12 protein-coding genes are annotated in these 17,321 nt (G+C 41.0%); 10 read left to right on the top strand and 2 right to left on the bottom strand.

The features are described from left to right. Window positions 1-62: 62 nt before the first annotated feature. The 10 genes from J1G40_RS04785 to J1G40_RS04830 all read left to right on the top strand — a co-directional run bounded on the left by J1G40_RS04785 (window position 63) and on the right by J1G40_RS04830 (window position 15,267). Window positions 63-509 (top strand): GNAT family N-acetyltransferase, encoded by a 447-nt coding sequence (locus tag J1G40_RS04785; RefSeq protein ID WP_265241454.1) that lies wholly within the window; start codon window positions 63-65, stop codon window positions 507-509. Between the two features lie 64 nt (window positions 510-573). Next, the gene (gene ahr, locus J1G40_RS04790) at window positions 574-1,578 is read left to right on the top strand and encodes an NADPH-dependent aldehyde reductase Ahr (RefSeq protein ID WP_265241455.1); all 1,005 of its coding nucleotides are present in this window, start codon (window positions 574-576) and stop codon (window positions 1,576-1,578) included. Between the two features lie 156 nt (window positions 1,579-1,734). Then, window positions 1,735-2,034: a ribosome hibernation-promoting factor, HPF/YfiA family gene (hpf, locus tag J1G40_RS04795; protein WP_265241456.1), complete on the top strand. Its 300-nt coding sequence runs from the start codon at window positions 1,735-1,737 to the stop codon at window positions 2,032-2,034. Window positions 2,035-2,101: 67 nt separating this feature from the next. Further along, window positions 2,102-3,472, top strand: coding sequence for an MBL fold metallo-hydrolase RNA specificity domain-containing protein (locus tag J1G40_RS04800; protein WP_265241457.1), 1,371 nt, complete (start codon window positions 2,102-2,104; stop codon window positions 3,470-3,472). Window positions 3,473-3,782: 310 nt separating this feature from the next. Then, a complete protein-coding gene (locus J1G40_RS04805; protein ID WP_265241458.1) occupies window positions 3,783-4,751 on the top strand; it encodes a hypothetical protein in 969 nt (322 codons plus the stop codon). A gap of 84 nt (window positions 4,752-4,835) precedes the next feature. After that, window positions 4,836-5,546 (top strand): VIT family protein, encoded by a 711-nt coding sequence (locus J1G40_RS04810; RefSeq protein WP_265241459.1) that lies wholly within the window; start codon window positions 4,836-4,838, stop codon window positions 5,544-5,546. A 32-nt stretch (window positions 5,547-5,578) separates the two neighbouring features. Then, the gene (locus J1G40_RS04815; RefSeq protein ID WP_265241460.1) at window positions 5,579-6,151 is read left to right on the top strand and encodes a hypothetical protein; all 573 of its coding nucleotides are present in this window, start codon (window positions 5,579-5,581) and stop codon (window positions 6,149-6,151) included. A gap of 52 nt (window positions 6,152-6,203) precedes the next feature. Then, entirely contained in the window at window positions 6,204-7,103 is a 900-nt protein-coding gene (locus J1G40_RS04820; RefSeq protein ID WP_265241461.1) for a haloalkane dehalogenase, read from the top strand. 414 nt (window positions 7,104-7,517) lie between these two features. Further along, window positions 7,518-11,450, top strand: a complete 3,933-nt coding sequence (locus J1G40_RS04825; RefSeq protein WP_265241462.1) for a DUF5060 domain-containing protein — start codon at window positions 7,518-7,520, stop codon at window positions 11,448-11,450. 316 nt (window positions 11,451-11,766) lie between these two features. Continuing rightward, window positions 11,767-15,267, top strand: a complete 3,501-nt coding sequence (locus tag J1G40_RS04830; RefSeq protein WP_265241463.1) for a DUF5060 domain-containing protein — start codon at window positions 11,767-11,769, stop codon at window positions 15,265-15,267. A gap of 43 nt (window positions 15,268-15,310) precedes the next feature. On the opposite strand, the gene J1G40_RS04835 is transcribed toward J1G40_RS04830, so the two are convergent. Continuing rightward, window positions 15,311-16,270, bottom strand: a complete 960-nt coding sequence (locus J1G40_RS04835) for a phosphoribosylaminoimidazolesuccinocarboxamide synthase (protein ID WP_265241464.1) — start codon at window positions 16,268-16,270, stop codon at window positions 15,311-15,313. Between the two features lie 8 nt (window positions 16,271-16,278). Then, a complete protein-coding gene (locus tag J1G40_RS04840; RefSeq protein ID WP_265241465.1) occupies window positions 16,279-17,232 on the bottom strand; it encodes a PhoH family protein in 954 nt (317 codons plus the stop codon). Between the last annotated feature and the right edge of the window lie 89 nt (window positions 17,233-17,321).

A 17,321-nucleotide genomic window follows, 5' to 3' on the forward strand; every position in this document is an offset into this window, starting at 1 on the left:
ATTTATATGAAGGGGTTTTTTATTTTTAGAATTTGTCAGGGATTAATGTATCTTTTCTGTCAATGATAACAAGACTCGACAATCAAAATCGTGAGATAGCACAAGAAATCCGCTCCGTTTTTCAAGCTTCGTATGCCATTGAGGCAGAATTACTCGATGCAGTTGATTTTCCTCCCCTGAAAAGAAGCTTAGATAATTTTCTGAAAAGCGATACCGCATTTTATGGTATCTGGAAGAAAAAAGAGATCGCCGCCATAGTTGAGGTCAATAGTGATAGTCATCTTACCCATATCCAAAGTTTGGTGGTGGCTCCAAAATTTTTCAGACAGGGCCTGGCAGGCCAATTAATCGCATTCGTTTTTGAAACCTATGAATCCAAAACATTTACAGTTGAAACTGGTGCAGCAAACGGTCCGGCAACCAAATTATACAAGAAGTTTGGATTTGTAGAAATACGTCAATGGGATACTGACCACGGGGTAAGAAAAGTGCAATTTGAAAGGAAATGAACAAGAATTATTTCTAAATTAAGCAGACCGTAACAAGATTTAGGCAAATAGAAATTAAAATAAAATGAAAGTTAGAGCATACGCGGCAAATGAGCCGGGAGCAAAATTAAAGCCATACACTTATGAGCTCGGGGAATTAGGCTCCGAACAGGTAGATATTAAGGTAGCCTATTGTGGTATCTGTCATTCCGATTTAAGCATGATTAATGACGACTGGGGAATGACACAATACCCCATAGTCCCTGGTCATGAAATAGTCGGTGAAGTTGTCGCTGCAGGTGAGGCAGTAAAAAATATTAAAATTGGAGATAAAGTAGGATTAGGTTGGTTTTCAGCATCTTGTATGAGTTGCCATCAATGCATGGATGGCTCCCATCATCTTTGTGCTCAAAATGAATCGACAATTGTTGGGAGGCATGGAGGTTTTGCAGATTATGTCCGCGGACATTGGTCCTGGGCCATACCACTGCCTGACGGGATTGATATGAGTAAAGCCGGACCACTATTATGCGGCGGTATTACTGTTTTTAATCCTATAATTCTGGCCGGGGTACAGCCTGTTGATTCGGTTGGAGTAATCGGCATTGGCGGATTGGGACATATGGCCATCAAATTTTTAAAGCATTGGGGCTGCGAAGTAATTGCCTTTAGTTCAAATGCCGAGAAGAAACAACAGATTTTAAATATGGGTGCCGATCGGGTGATAAATTCAAAATCCCCGGATGAAATCAATAGTATTTCAGGAAGACTGAAATTTATTCTCAATACAACCAATGTTAGTCTGGACTGGAATTCGTATTTGGCGACATTAGCGCCAAAAGGAAAATTTCATACGGTAGGGGCAGTTCTGGAACCCATGGCAATTGCGGCCTTTAGCCTTATAGGAGGAGAGAAATCTGTCAGCGGAAGCCCACTGGGAAGTCCGGCCTTAACCAAAACAATGCTCAACTTCTGTGTAAGGCATAATATTTACCCCACTGTGGAGGAATTTCCATTTGAAAAAATTAATGATGCCATGGCACATCTGGAACAGGGTAAAGCAAGATTCAGAATAGTACTGAGAAATTGATAGCGCACTTGCATTAAGGTGGTTATAATTGAATGGTTAATCCTGTTTATTGTATATAATGGTATATTACTTAAGAATCTTGCGCCATATGATTTAAGTCATAGTTGAGAGCAATTTGCATTATTAGCTTTGAATAGCAATTATAAATTTATTCATATGACAATTCAAATTCAATACCTACACATGCCAGAGAGCGATTCACTAAATGAGATTGTTAGTCGTCACCTGGATAAACTAGCCAAGCAATACCAATTTGTAATTCGGTCTCAGGTCACCTTTAAACTAGAAAATAGTCATGACAAGGTCAACAAAGTCTGTGAAATAGAGTTAAGCGCACCTGGGCCAAGATTGTTTGCTAAATCTATGGAAGATAATTTTGAAAAGGCCGCGGCCAAAACCATCGATGATCTTAAGAGACAACTTAAGAAGCGTAAAGAAAAATTTAGTAGCCACTAATTAAGGTTCTTAACGCTGGATAAGGAATAATTCCTAGCCAAAGACATAATTTCACCCTCTATAACCTATGAAATCAGTGAAAATTCATTTTCTGGGGGCAGCTGGGACAGTTACAGGTTCAAAGTTCTTCCTTGAAACACCAGAGGTCAATATCCTTGTAGATTGTGGTATGTTTCAGGGGCTCAAAGAATTGAGGCAGTTAAATTGGAAACCCTTAGCGGTAGACGCTGCAAATATCGATGTAGTTCTCCTTACTCATGGACATTTAGACCATTCAGGATATCTGCCTAAATTGGTGAAGGAAGGTTTTAGGGGGAATATTATTGGTACAGCCCCTACTTTAGACATAACCAAAATAATTCTCTTAGACAGCGCCAAGATTCATGAGGAAGAAGCCGAAATTGCCAATAAGGAAGGTTATAGCAAGCACAGGCCGGCACTGCCATTCTATACTATTAAGGAAGCAGAGCGGGCCATTAACCTGTTCCGGTCTGCAGACAAAGATCAATGGCATACACTTTCGGAACACATAAAATGTAAATTTAGGTACAACGGTCATATCATCGGGGCCACCTTTATAGAGTTGGAAATTTTTGGGAAAATGTTTGTTTTCTCCGGCGATATCGGGCGTTTACAAGATAACTTGTTAGACCCCCCGGAGCGCCCCAGATGGGCAGATTACCTGTTCATTGAAACCACCTATGGAGATCAGCTACACCCGGATGAAGAAGTGGAAGAACTGATTGTGACCCTGGTAAAAAAAGCAATAGTGAACAGGGGTAATCTGATTATACCCTCCTTTGCTGTAGAGCGATTGCAATCCCTGATGTACACCATTTGGCTACTTTACAAAAAAAATAAGATCCCGAATATCCCTGTATTCATAGATAGTCCGATGGGTAGTAATGTTCTGGATGTTTTTGAAAGATTTCCCGATTGGCACACCTTAAGTATGAAAGAATATCACGCCATGTGCAATCATTTTAATATAATTAGTTCTTATGCTGATACCTGGAAGACTATAGACGATCCCAGACCGAAAATAGTCATCGCCGGAAGTGGTATGCTCACAGGTGGGAGGGTACTCACCTACCTGAAGCAACTTATAGATGAACCATCTACCACGGTACTATTAGTGGGTTATCAAGCCGAGGGAACAAGAGGCAGGAAGCTTTTGGAAGGTGCTCGTGAACTTAAAATATATGGTAAATATTACCCTGTTGCGGCAAAGGTTGAACATCTTGAAAGCTTATCTGCCCATGCTGACCAACAAGAATTACTTAACTGGATGAAGGATATAAGAAATATTCCGGAAATGTTATACTTAATACATGGTGAGTCTGCGGCTCTGGATACTTTTCAAGAGAAAATTAAGCAGGTGTATGGCTGGCATACACATATTCCCCGGCTTGAGGAAGTACAAGAGATTCTTCTTTAAACTAAAAGTCTTAGTAACCACATTAAGAAGTTAAATTAAGCTTATATCTGCCGTTTTCTGAAAGACTATATTTTTCTTCCTTGACTTCATCGCAAACCGCTAACCTAAGAACACTTTAAACATTTTCGATTTAATTTTCACGAGATTAGAATTGCACATTGTGGTGCTAATTCGCTATATTACAAGGTATTCGATCTTTACAGTTACATTTATCGGATATCAGCAATTTATAACCGTATTGGACATACCTAAAACACCTATTCGTATTTGATTATTAAATTTAAATTATCAACCAACCATATATAGTCTTATGAAAACCATCAAAGCATTAATCGATCAGAAAATTCCCCTGAAACTTTTATTAATTATCCTTTGTAGTCTGACAATACTATCCTGTAAGTCCGAAAAAAAGCAAACAGAAGCTGGTGTTGTTGAAGAAGAAAAAGAAAACGTAATAGAAATTATAACCGAGAACATGGATTTTCAGATGCAGGATACCATCCCTTCCGGGTGGAATACTTTTCGCTATAAAAATCTATCACCACAAACGCATTTTTTCCTGGTAGATAAGTACCCTGAAGGGAAGACTTCAGAAGACGCTGAAAAGCTTGTAGGGCCCGTTTTTGACCAAGCCATGAAACTTATTATGGAAGGAAAGATAGAAGAGGGATACGCAGAGTTTGCTAATCTACCGGAATGGTTTGGTGAAGTACTATTTATGGGCGGATCCGGATTGCTTTCGCCAGGCCAGGTTGCAGAAACTACTATCAAATTAGCGCCCGGGAAGTACATACTGGAATGCTACGTTAAGATGAGCAATGGTAAATTTCACACTTCAATGGGTATGACAAAAGATCTTGTCGTCTCTCAGGAAAATTCGGGCAATAAGGAGTTGAAAGCAGATATAGATGTGGCTATTTCCAGTACTGCAGGAATAGAATTTAACGATACCATTTCGGCTGGAAATCATATTTTTTCGGTTTACTACAAAGACCAGATTGCACACGAAAATTTTGTCGGCCATGATATTAACCTGGTAAAACTCAACCAAAATTCGGATTTGGAGCTACTGGAAATCTGGATGAACTGGGCAGAACCTAAGGGCCTTATAGAGCCCGCTCCGGCAGATGTTATCTTTTTAGGCGGGGTAAACGATATGCCAGAAGGATCTACGGGCTATTTTACTGCAGAATTAAAGCCAGGAAAGTACGCGCTGATCTCAGAAGTGCCAGGCGCTTCAGCCAAGAATATGTTTAAGATTTTTACTGTTTCGGATTAAAAATAAACTCATGTTCCTGTAATTCTGTACTATAAGGAAATTGGGATTAATGAATAAAGAAATAACATTTGAACTTTAAATTAAATGGAAGAATCTGCAGGTTTAGATACCTATCTCGAAAATCATTATATACACCGGAGCAACTGGTTAAGGGCGGCAGTGCTGGGTGCAAATGACGGAATTTTATCTACAGCCAGTATTGCTGTTGGGGTGGCGGCAGCAACCGAACTTAGAGAACCGATTATCCTCGCCACCCTGGCCGGTTTGGTTGCCGGAGCCCTATCTATGGCTGCCGGTGAGTATGTTTCTGTAAGTTCCCAGACCGATGTAGAAAAAGCGGATATAGAGAGGGAAAGGCAGGAATTGGAAGAAATGCCCGAGCTAGAATTACAGCGGTTGGCAGAAATATATGTGGAAAGAGGCCTGAAGCAAGAAACCGCATTAACAGTTGCAAAAGAAATGACAGCGCACGATGCCTTAGGGGCTCATGTAAGAGATGAACTGGGAATCAATGAAATAAGCCAGGCTAAACCCATTCAGGCCGCCCTTGCTTCGGGTGGTGCATTTACCGCAGGAGGTATACTTCCCTTTCTGGTGACCTTGTTTGTACCACTTGATGGGATGGAATACATTCTTTATATAACCGCAACTTTGTTCCTGATGCTCCTTGGGGCAATTGCGGCAAAAACAGGAGGTTCTAACATCTGGAAAGCAGTAATCAGAATTACTTTCTGGGGCACTATTGCTATGGGACTTACCGCCCTGGCCGGCTATATATTCGGGATAAATGTCTGATGCCATAGGGATGTAATTAAATTTGAACAGACATGAACAGGATACTAAACTATATCAGAAAGTATTGGACATACACGGCCGTGCTGTTAATATGTTTTAGCTGTAATCAAATGAGCGAGCAGATTGTAGATGAAGCTGCAGGAACTAATGGTGGCTTTGAGGTAGTGCAAAACGGCCTTCCTGTAAATTGGCAGTTGTATACACCCAATACCGTACCTGGAGCTGAATTTAATATCCATCTCGATACTGTAGACTTCAAAGAAGGTAATCAGTCCCTGAAATTTAAAGTAGAACGCTGTTCAAACCTGGGCGGCTGGAAGTCCCCCGGGTTTACCAATGAGTTTAATATTGATAAAGGCAGTAACTATAATTTACAATTCTGGATAAAGAATACAGATGCAGAATTTAGAGTAATGGCCGGGGGCGTATCGGCCATGGAAGGAGATATGAAAACACTTGTACAAACCAGTGAGAGTTTTAATGAGTGGAAGCAATTTAATTTTAGCATCCCAATTGCGAAAGAATACAACACTTTGCGAATAGAGGTGAATATCCTAAAACCCGGAACGTTTTGGATAGATAATATTAAAATTGAAAAGGAGTAACTCCAGAATTGATAGTCCTTAGGGTTGATATTTAATATATAATATTTAATAGATGAGAGACATTTTACGTACCCCGGATAAGAGGTTTGAAAATTTATCGGGCTATAACTTTACAGCGCATTATCTGGAAGTGGAAGAAGGGCTAAGGATGCATTATGTTGATGAGGGAGAAAAGAACAAACCAGTAGTACTGCTGCTTCACGGAGAACCCAGCTGGTCTTATTTATATAGAAAAATGATCCCTGTTCTTGCTGAGAGCCACTTTAGGGTTATTGCACCAGATCTTATCGGTTTTGGTAAATCTGACAAATTGAGAAGTCAGAGCAGCTATTCATATCAGGAACATCTTAAATGGATGTCCGAATTTATTAAGCAGTTAGACCTGCAAGGGATAATACTTTTCTGCCAGGATTGGGGTGGTCTTCTAGGCCTTAGATTAGCCACGGATATACCCTCCAGGTTTTTTGGCATCATAGCATCAAATACCACCTTGCCCATCGGCAAACTTGCTTTGCCAGAATCTTTCCACAGATGGCGGGAGTTTTCACAGAAATCGCCCGACTTTGATATCGGTAAGGTAATAGATATGGGAACCGTGCAGGAGCTTAGTGAAGAAGTAATAATGGCCTATAACGCCCCTTTCCCTTCCGAGGAATACAAGGCCGGCGCAAGGATTTTTCCCATGCTGGTGCCAGCTGAGGAGCAAGACCCGGAGGCGATAAATAATAAAGCAGCCTGGAATAAACTCAGTCAGTGGAAAAAGCCATTTCTGACCATTTTTGGGGATTCAGACCCCATTATGAAAGGGGCAGAAAAGGCATTTATACAGTTGGTCCCAGGGGCAAAAAACCAACATCACAAGATTTTATCTGCAGGTCATTTTATACAGGAAGAAAAAGGGGAAACGCTCGCAAACCTCATAACCGAGTTCTATAAAACCAATAGTAACTAAGTCCTGGTCGGCTTTAAAATATTATTCCACGTTCGAAATAAATATTTTCTATTATCCAAACCAGAGTAGTGTATTTCATCGAAAAATTCGGCTTTTCGTCAATTCGCATTTGAATATTATGTATTATTGTAGTCCAAATCTTATGTAAAACTTATGCATGGCAGCATTCAATTTAACTTCGCAAAAGGGTAGATACCCAATTTACAATTCACTTAAAGGATTTTCTTATATGGTGTAAAGCTATAGGGAATTCTTTAACCAATCAGGTCAGTAAATGACCTGTATAGGGTGAGTATGTAATAATGTGAACAAAACGAATAGCGTCATTTGTAAGGTTACGTTCGACTTGGTTGAAACTATAATCCCCAAATTATAGTTCCAAATCTTAACATGAACTTAACCTAAACCTACGAAATGCGCTTTAACAGATTTCCTCTGTTAGCAGTATTGCTGCTATCTTTTTATGGCCTGTTTTCGCAGTCTACCGTCTCCGGAGAATTGCGCAAATGGCACACTATAACTATCCTTTTCAACGGACCTGATGCCAACGAGAATAGCGGAACCAATCCGTTTCTGGACTATAGACTGAATGTGAATTTTACAGGACCCAATGGGGAAACCTTTGTGGTACCTGGTTATTTTGCTGCAGACGGTAATGCCGCCAATACAGGAGCTACTTCCGGGAATAAATGGGCCGTAAAGTTTACTCCAAACCAAACCGGACAATGGAATTATACTGCTTCATTCAGAAGCGGAAGCAATGTAGCTACTAGTCTGGATGTCAATGCGGGGACTGCTACTTCGTTTAATGGTGCTTCCGGAAATTTTAATATAAGCACTTCAAATAAAACAAATCCGGATAACAGAGCAAAAGGAAGGTTAAACTATGTTGGGGAAAGATACCTTAAGTTTGAGGAAACAGGTAAATACTTTTTGAAAGCCGGGGCAGATTCTCCTGAAAACCTACTTGGCTATGGCGAATTTGATAATACCGTAAACAGTAAAACCTGGTCTCCACACCTGCAAGATTGGAACAATGGCGATCCCACCTGGCAAAACGGCAAGGGAAAAGGACTCATTGGTGCAATAAATTACCTATCGGAAAAAGGTATGAACGCCTTTTCTTTCCTAACTATGAACGTAATTGGAGATGGCAAAGATGTATGGCCATGGGCAGCCGCCAATCATGGAGATCTGGACGGGGCCTCTGGTGCTGATGCCACCAATAGAACACGCTACGATGTGTCTAAGCTGGCACAGTGGGAAATTCTATTCAGCCATGCTGACAGCAAAGGAATGTACCTTCATTTTAAAACCCAGGAAACCGAAAACCTTGAACTTTTAGATGGAAATCAACTGGGAACACAAAGAAAATTATACTACAGGGAACTAATCGCCAGATTTGGACATCATTTGGCACTAAACTGGAATCTGGGAGAAGAATTTGATATCTATGATGCCGCTCTGATAAATTCTTATGCTGATTATATCCGATCTGTAGATCCTTATGATCACCATATTGTTATTCATTCTTATCCAAATGCTCAAAACCAATTATACAATCCGCTGCTGGGATCATCCGGACAAATAACCGGACCGTCTCTTCAAATTAGCATAGATAATGTGCACGAAGATGTAAAACGCTGGATTACTACTTCGGCGAATGCAGGTAAAAAATGGGTTGTGGCAAACGACGAACAAGGCCCTTATCAGGCAGGTGTCAACGCTGACGGTAATTACAGCGGTGATAAAGGAACACAGGCAGATAATCGAGCAAATGTTCGTAATAAAGTCTTATGGGGTACTCTGATGGCAGGAGGTGCCGGAGTAGAGTACTATTTCGGATATCAAACCGGTGAAACAGATTTAACCGCTCAGGATTGGAGAAGTAGAAGTACAAAGTGGGAAGATGCAAAGATTGCTTTGCAATTTTTTGAGCAACAACTTCCTTACTGGACCATGCAATCTAACGACCAGATTACTTCTTCAGGCAATGATTACTGTCTGGAAAAGTCTGGTGATGTATATGCCATTTATCTTCCCAATGGAGGATCTACAAATCTTAATTTATCTAGTGTCTCCGGAACTTTTTCAGTTCAATGGTTCAACCCCAGGAATGGCGGAAACCTTCAAAACGGAAGTGTTCAGGAAATTGCCGGTGGTGGGAATAGAAGTATAGGAAACCCGCCCAACAGTACATCTTCTGACTGGGTAGCACTGATAAAGAAAACAGAAGGTAGCAGCGGTGGCGGAGGCGGCCAAACCAATAATTGTGAAGCCCTTTTTGAATCCAATAATGGCCTGGTAATTATTGAGGCAGAAAATATAAATGCCGCAGCTGGCTGGAATACACATTCTTCGGTTGCAGACTACAGCGGCTCGGGTTACCTTGAATGGGAAGGTGGAGATTATTTCAGTACCCCTGGAAATGGGCTCTCAACTACCTCAATTAAGATAAATGAACCTGGTACTTACCTCTTCCAATGGAGAAACAAAGTTGGTCATGGAACCAATACAACAGAAAGTAATGATACCTGGTTAAGGTTTCCTGACGCTTCAGATTTCTTTGGACAGAAAGGAAACGGAAGTATTGTCTACCCCAAAGGCAGTGGCAAGACACCCACCCCTAATGGTGCGGGATCCAATGGATGGTTTAAAGTATATGTGAACTCACTGAGCTGGACATGGTCTACCAATACAAGTGACAACGATGCACATAAAATCTATGTTACTTTTGATACTCCAGGAGTATATACAATGGAAATTTCCGGGAGATCTAACCATCATTTAATAGACAGAATTGTCCTTAGTAATGATTTCAATAGTGGAACTGATCTGTCGCTGGAAGAAACGGATTGTGAAGGCGGTCAAAACCCTACCATTGCTGTAAATGGAGTGACCATCTCACAAAATGAGCTAACACTCAATATTGGGTCCAATTATACCCTTGGAAGCACGGTCCTCCCATCAAATGCGAGCAACAAAACAGTTTTTTGGTCATCTTCAGACCCTAGTGTTGCAACTGTTAACGCTAATGGTACGGTTAGTGCCCTAACTGCGGGTACAACAACAATCACCGTTAGAACGGAGGACGGGAATTATACCGCTACGGCCCTACTTGAGGTAACGACTTCTTCAGATCCCAATCCGGAGCCAGAACCTTCAACAGATTGCGATGCCGATTATGTCGCCAATAATAATATAGTAATTATAGAAGCAGAACACCTTAATGTGTCTCCAGGCTGGACACATAAGTCGGATATAGCAGGATATTCCGGGAATGGTTATATCGAATGGGAAGGAGAAGACTATTTTACAAATCCGGGTAATGGACTCATTACTGCAACAATCGACATTAAAGAAGCAGGTGTTTACAAATTTCAATGGAGAAACAAGGTAGGATTAGGCACCAACTCTACAGAGAGCAATGACAGCTGGCTTAGATTCCCGGATGCGTCTGAATTTTACGGTCAGAAGAACTCTGGAGAAATTATTTATCCAAAAGGAAGCGATAAAAATCCGTGGCCCAATGGTGCCGGAAAAGAAGGATGGTTCAAAGTATATTTAGACAACGGATTAGATTGGACCTGGTCTACCAATACCAGTGATAATGATGCTCACGACATTTACGTCAGGTTTGATGCCCCTGGAGTATATACCATGGAAATATCCGGAAGGTCTAAAGGCCATATTCTGGATAGAATAGTCCTTAGCAAGGACATAAATAATCCCACTGATATGGAGCTCGAAGAAACGCAGTGCGATACAGCAATGAATGCCGGTCCTAGTCTGATGTTGGAAAATGCATCTGCCGTAGAAGGTGAGGTCATAGAATTTGATATCCAATTATCTAAAATTAGTGATGAGACTATTACCATAGATATTGTTTTCTCTAATGAAACTGCCGAATCAGAAGATTATTTTTCTAATGTTAAGACAGTGACCTTTGAGCCAGGAGAAACAGTGAAAACCATAAGTGTTCCTACAAGAAATGACAATGCCCCCGAAGAGGATGAAACAATTATTGTTGGTGTTAGTGAGGTGAAGAGCGGGGTATTACAAGACTTCTCGGATACGGCAATTTTAACCATAATAGATGAAGATGCTCCTCTGACTATATATCCAAATCCGGCCAAAGCCAATAATAGTGTCCATCTTGAAGGACTCATTACAGGGAATTATCGTATGGGTATTTTCTCTATGTCTGGTGAACTTATTCAGAGCGAACTTATTACTGTTCAGGGAACTACTCATGAAGTTGTTCTGAGCAATATGGCAAGAGGCTTCTATATTATCCGTGCTGCCGGTATACAAAAATCTTTTAGTGGAAAACTAATTGTACAATAAAGGTTGGTTTGATTAATAGGGCAATTATTAAGATTTGCCATGTTTTGATTGTGCGGGATATCCCTTGTGGGTATTCCGCACTTCAACTTTATAGCCTTTTCATTTACTCACTACGGTAACAATGTTAAAAATCCCCTGTATTATGAGGAGTTTGAATCATTTTTAGCACGGTTAAAAGGTGCAGATCGAGTATTTCCGTACGTTATCGAGAATTAAACTACAGTGCGGGTTTCTGTGCTTAAGTTTATAGTCCCTGAATTTTCTGAAACCTTCCTGCTGGCGGGCTATTGGTTAAGTTAAAGTGCTATTTGCAACTATGCAAAAAGTACGAAGACCAACCAATGAAATGAGAGCAAACTGGATCAGTAACGCAAAAGAATTTAGGTTATATCTTGTAGTCCTAATAGTCTCGTTTTGCCAAGAAGTTTGTTTTTCCCAGGTTGAAATTAAAGGAGAACAAAGGATTTGGCATACCACTACCCTTCTCTTTGAAGGTCCACAATCTGCTGAAGATAATAGCAACAATCCCTTCCGGAATTATCGCCTTAATGTTTCATTTGTATCACCTTCGGGTAATACCTTTCTGGTACCCGGATACTTCGCCGCAGACGGCAATGCAGCAGAAACCGGAGCTAGCTCCGGAAATAAATGGGCTGTACATTTCACGCCTGATGAAATTGGCAGATGGACCTATTTAGTTTCTTTCAGAACAGGGAATGAGGTAGCGGTTAGTCTTGAATCATCAGCGGGGGTTCCAATGGCTATGGATGGGGATAGTGGGAGTTTTGAAGTATTTGACAACAATAAATCACTACCAGATAACAGGGCAAAAGGCAGATTAAGTTATATGGGGAAGCGCTACCTTAAATTTGAAGGCAGTGATGCATACTTTATAAAAGTAGGTGCCGATTCTCCCGAAAACTTACTTGCCCATAAAGACTTCGACAATGCAGTGACCACAAAAGACTGGAGCCCGCATATTATTGATTGGCAAGCTGGTGATCCTGTATGGCAGGGAGATAAAGGCAAAGGACTGATTGGTGCGATAAATTATCTGGCCTCCAAAGGAATGAATGCCTTTGCTTTTAATATGTTTAATCTGGACGACCCTAACACCAACAATGACGGAGGAGACCGGACAATCTGGCCCTGGTCTTCAACAGATATACCACTGATGGAAGGAGCAAGTACCGCATCAATAGATAGCAGAATGAGGTACGATGTATCTAAATTGGCCCAATGGGAAATACTTTTTAGCCATGGGGATGCAAAAGGAATGTTTTTACATTTTAAAACACAGGAAAGAGGGAATTTAAAATTACTGGATGGCGGTGATCTCGGGGTTCAAAGAAAATTATACTACCGGGAAATCATAGCCAGATTTGGACACCACCTGGCCCTTAACTGGAACCTGGGAGAAGAATTTCATATTTATGACCCGGATCTCGTTAGCAGGTTGTCTTCCTATATCAAAGCGGTTGATCCTTATGACCACCTAATTGTTCTGCATACCTTCCCGGGGCAACAAGAGCGTTCTTATAACCCACTTCTTGGCAACAACAGTGGATTAAATGGTGCCTCTCTTCAAATAGATATTTCAAAGGTACACGAAGAAGTAAAAAAATGGAACGAAGCCTCCAGAGCAAGCGGCAAACAATGGATTGTTAGTAGTGATGAACAAGGGCATTGGAAAGTTGGCGTTACTGTAGACGAAGACTTTTCCGGTAGTCATGGCTCTGAACCGGACAACCGAACCTCAGTAAGACATAAAGTGCTATGGGGAACTTTAATGGCCGGTGGTTTTGGAGTAGAATATTATTTTGGAACACAAACCGGGGAAACAGATTGGTCTTCCGAGAATTGGCGAAGCAGGGCAACAAAGTGGGAAGATGCAAAACTCGCCTACGATTTCTTTACTTCCTATATCAGGTTTTGGGAAATGGACTCTTACGACGAACTGACCCCTTATACCCAGGATTATTGCCTGGCAGAAATTGGGGAAACTTATGTAGTTTATTTGCCTGGAGGAAGCACTACGGAAATTGACCTTACCAATATTAGCGGAAATTTTACGGTTCAATGGTTTAACCCACGCAGCGGCGGCCATCTGAGCAATTCTGATATTACAACAATAAGTGGTGGTGGATTAAGAACCATCGGCCAACCTCCCGGAGACATTAATCTGGATTGGGTTGCTTTAATACAAAGAGAACAAGCTGCTGCCATACCTGTCAGCGCTATTGCCGTTGTTCCCAATTCCCTGACATTGAGAGAGGGTGATATTGCCACTTTAACCAGACAAATTACCCCTTTGAATGCCACAAACCTGAACGTGGTCTGGTCTTCAGAACATCCGGACATAGCAACGGTAGATCAAAATGGAATAGTGACTGCTATAAATCAAGGAGTTACGGAAATAATGGTCAGAACTGTGGACGGAAATTTTACTGCAACAGCCTATTTAGAGGTAGAACAAAACACAAATCTTAACAAAATAGATGGTTTTACACTCATAAACGCCGAAAACAATACAGACCTTCTTTTACTCACCGATAATAGTGCTGTGTACATTTCGCAGTTCCCCACGACACAATTTAATATCAGGGCAGATGTCTCAGGAGACATTGTAAAGAGTATAGCAATGCAACTTTCAGGGCCTGTCACCAGAAGCTGGACAGAGCACGAGGCTCCGTTTGCCATGTTTGGAGATCTGTTGGGAGATTATTATGGAGCGGCATTACCAGAAGGCACTTATACCCTATCCGGTACGCCATTCACCGCAATTGATGCCACCGGAGATCAGGGGCCTGTTAAAACCATAAGCTTTACAATTACCGCAGACGGGCAGCTTCTAAACCAGCCGCCGACTGCAATTGCCCTGGCAACGGCTTTAAGTGGCACCTTTCCTTTGACCATAGATTTTGATGGAACCAATTCCTCGGATGATTACGGAATAGCTACCTTCTTGTGGGACTTCGATGACGGGAATTATAGTTCATCAGCTTTCGCGACTCACACTTTCACCGCTGCCGGAGATTATGTAGTTAGCCTTACGGTTACCGATACTTATGGTCTTATAGCCCGAGACACCATTCTAATCAGGGTTTTGGAACCCGAGATAATACAATATCCGAATTTTACTATGGTTGCTGGAACTACAGGTACAGATCTCTTCAAAATAGTTGATAATATGCTAATTGAAGAAGATACCCTCATGGACCAAAGTGTAAACATCAGGGCCGACTTTACAATGGAAAACATCCAAAGTGTTGCTTTTATCCTAAACGGCAGTATTACCCGGGCCTGGACCGAAAACGAGGCGCCTTATATGCTATTTGGCGATCATTCATCAAAAAATCAGGGCCAGTTCCTTGTCCCCGGGCTATATACACTCGAGGCCCGTGCTTACAGCGGTGCACAATTAAGTGGCAACCTCCTGGAAATGGTCTTTGTAGCATTTGAAGTGGTAACCAATAATGCTGCCAATGAAGAAAGTGTTGATCCAAAAAACACTAATGGCATCCCATTATCCCAACTGCAAGACCTTAGAAAAGGAGCTATCAAATTACATCCAAACCCAGCAATCGACTTCATTAATGCTGAAATCATTGGCAGCGAGGGGGAAATATCAAAAATGCTTATTTACGATATAGCTGGTAGTCTTGTTCTTAGCTACAATAATACCAATGCTATTATTCAATCCAAGGGTGTTTACAAGATAGACACCTCCAATCTGCCAACGGGAGTATACCTGTTAAAGGCCTATACCAGTACTTTTACCACTTTACATTATAAACTGGTAGTTAAAGAAAAATAATCCTTCTGATATAGAATAGAAAATGTAGTATGCCTGTGGTATTTTAGGTGTCTAGCGAATTCAGATAATTAAGTACATTTTCATGAATTCTGTTCTCAATATCACTGACATCGGCTTTGACAAAAGTTTCCCCAGTAATGTTCTCGTAGAGTTCTATATATCTTTCAGAAACTGAAGTAATATATTCATCGCTCATTTCAGGAACTGTCTGACCTTCAAGCCCCTGAAATCCGTTACTAATTAACCATTGACGAACAAATTCTTTTGAAAGTTGTTTTTGAGGTGCTCCTTCAGACTGAAGTTGCTCATAACTATCGGCATAAAAATATCGCGAAGAATCCGGAGTGTGTATCTCATCTATCAGTACGATCTTTCCATCTTTTGTTTTGCCAAACTCGTATTTAGTATCTACTAATATGAGCCCCCGGCCGGCTGCTATTTCGGTACCCCGTTGAAAAAGCGCTTTGGTATATCGTTCAAGAACTTCATAATCCTTGGCAGAAACAATTTTTTTTCTAAGTATTTCTTCCTTCGAAATATCTTCATCATGATCTCCCTTTTCGGCCTTGGTAGCCGGGGTTATAATAGGTTCCGGGAATTTGTCGTTCTCTATCATTCCATCGGGCATAGGTTCCCCGCATAAAATTCTCTTTCCTGCCTTGTACTCCCGCGCAGCATGTCCTGAAAGATATCCTCTGATGACCATTTCAACCTTAAAAGGCTCACAGGCCATCCCTACAGCCACATTTGGGTCTGGAGTAGCCGATAACCAATTGGGGACAATGTCCTCAGTGGCTTTCATCATTTTTGTGGCAATCTGATTAAGTATCTGTCCTTTATAAGGAATTCCCTTAGGCATCACAACATCAAAAGCAGATAACCTGTCTGTCGCGATCATTATCAGAAGGTTATTACCCATGGAATACACCTCCCTTACCTTCCCTTTATATACACTTTGCTGTCCTGGAAAATTAAAATTTGTAGCTATTATGGTATTGCTCATGCGGCTTCTTAATTCTGATGCTCAATATTTTTATAGGCATCAATAACTTTTTTAACAAGGTTATGTCTGATCACATCCTTGTCATCTAAATAAATTATTTCTATGCCTTTGACATTTTTAAGGATTAAAATGGCTTCTTTCAATCCTGAGATAATTCTTCTTGGAAGATCTATCTGCCCGGGATCTCCCGTCACCATAAATTTTGCATTTCTACCCATTCTTGTCAAAAACATTTTCATTTGAGCATGCGTGGTATTCTGGGCCTCATCAAGTATTACAAAAGCATTATCTAAGGTCCGCCCCCTCATAAAAGCCATAGGTGCAATTTGAATAGTACCATTTTCTATATAATGTGTAAGCTTTTCTGACGGAATCATATCCCGTAGTGCATCGTACAACGGTTGCATATAGGGATCTAGCTTCTCTTTTAAATCTCCTGGTAAAAACCCCAGATTTTCTCCCGCTTCCACAGCCGGCCGGGTTAGAATTATACGCTTTACTTCCTTGTTTTTTAAGGCCCTGACAGCCAGGGCCACCCCTGTATATGTTTTTCCTGTCCCAGCCGGGCCAATCGCAAATACCATATCATTGGTTCCTGTGGCATCTACCAATTTACGTTGGTTTACAGTCTGGGCTTTTATTAATTTCCCATTGACTCCATGAACCAAAACGGCTCCGCTACTTTCCGAAGAGGCATAGTCGTCTGAACCATTGCTGGTTAACACCCTTTCAATAATATTCTCATCTAATTTATTATACTTTTGAAAGTGGGCAGTCAGCATATTAAAACGACGGTCAAATTCTTCCAGCAAAGGCTCATCACCATATACTTTAATCTTGCTTCCCCTGGCGACAATTTTAAGTTTTGGAAAATATTTTTTTAGCAGATCTATGTTTTCATTCCTGTGCCCAAAAAACTCTCTTGGGCTTATTTCAGTCAGTTCTATCTTAAGTTCGTTCAAAGAAATGTGCGGTTTAAAGTTGTAGTAACCGATTAAATTTCTGTCGGCTATTTTTTTGTGTAATTTTGTTCAACAAACTTAAGTAAAAA

This window comes from Muriicola sp. Z0-33, from assembly GCF_026126425.1.
Lineage (GTDB): Bacteria > Bacteroidota > Bacteroidia > Flavobacteriales > Flavobacteriaceae > JAFMPW01.

What these genes read in the sequence shown, in the direction of transcription:
- J1G40_RS04785 (WP_265241454.1), top strand. Translation starts at nt 63, where the DNA reads ATGATAACAAGACTCGACAATCAAAATCGTGAGATAGCACAAGAAATC.
- ahr (WP_265241455.1), top strand. Translation starts at nt 574, where the DNA reads ATGAAAGTTAGAGCATACGCGGCAAATGAGCCGGGAGCAAAATTAAAG.
- hpf (WP_265241456.1), top strand. Translation starts at nt 1,735, where the DNA reads ATGACAATTCAAATTCAATACCTACACATGCCAGAGAGCGATTCACTA.
- J1G40_RS04800 (WP_265241457.1), top strand. Translation starts at nt 2,102, where the DNA reads ATGAAATCAGTGAAAATTCATTTTCTGGGGGCAGCTGGGACAGTTACA.
- J1G40_RS04805 (WP_265241458.1), top strand. Translation starts at nt 3,783, where the DNA reads ATGAAAACCATCAAAGCATTAATCGATCAGAAAATTCCCCTGAAACTT.
- J1G40_RS04810 (WP_265241459.1), top strand. Translation starts at nt 4,836, where the DNA reads ATGGAAGAATCTGCAGGTTTAGATACCTATCTCGAAAATCATTATATA.
- J1G40_RS04815 (WP_265241460.1), top strand. Translation starts at nt 5,579, where the DNA reads ATGAACAGGATACTAAACTATATCAGAAAGTATTGGACATACACGGCC.
- J1G40_RS04820 (WP_265241461.1), top strand. Translation starts at nt 6,204, where the DNA reads ATGAGAGACATTTTACGTACCCCGGATAAGAGGTTTGAAAATTTATCG.
- J1G40_RS04825 (WP_265241462.1), top strand. Translation starts at nt 7,518, where the DNA reads ATGCGCTTTAACAGATTTCCTCTGTTAGCAGTATTGCTGCTATCTTTT.
- J1G40_RS04830 (WP_265241463.1), top strand. Translation starts at nt 11,767, where the DNA reads ATGCAAAAAGTACGAAGACCAACCAATGAAATGAGAGCAAACTGGATC.
- J1G40_RS04835 (WP_265241464.1), bottom strand. Translation starts at nt 16,270, where the DNA reads ATGAGCAATACCATAATAGCTACAAATTTTAATTTTCCAGGACAGCAA.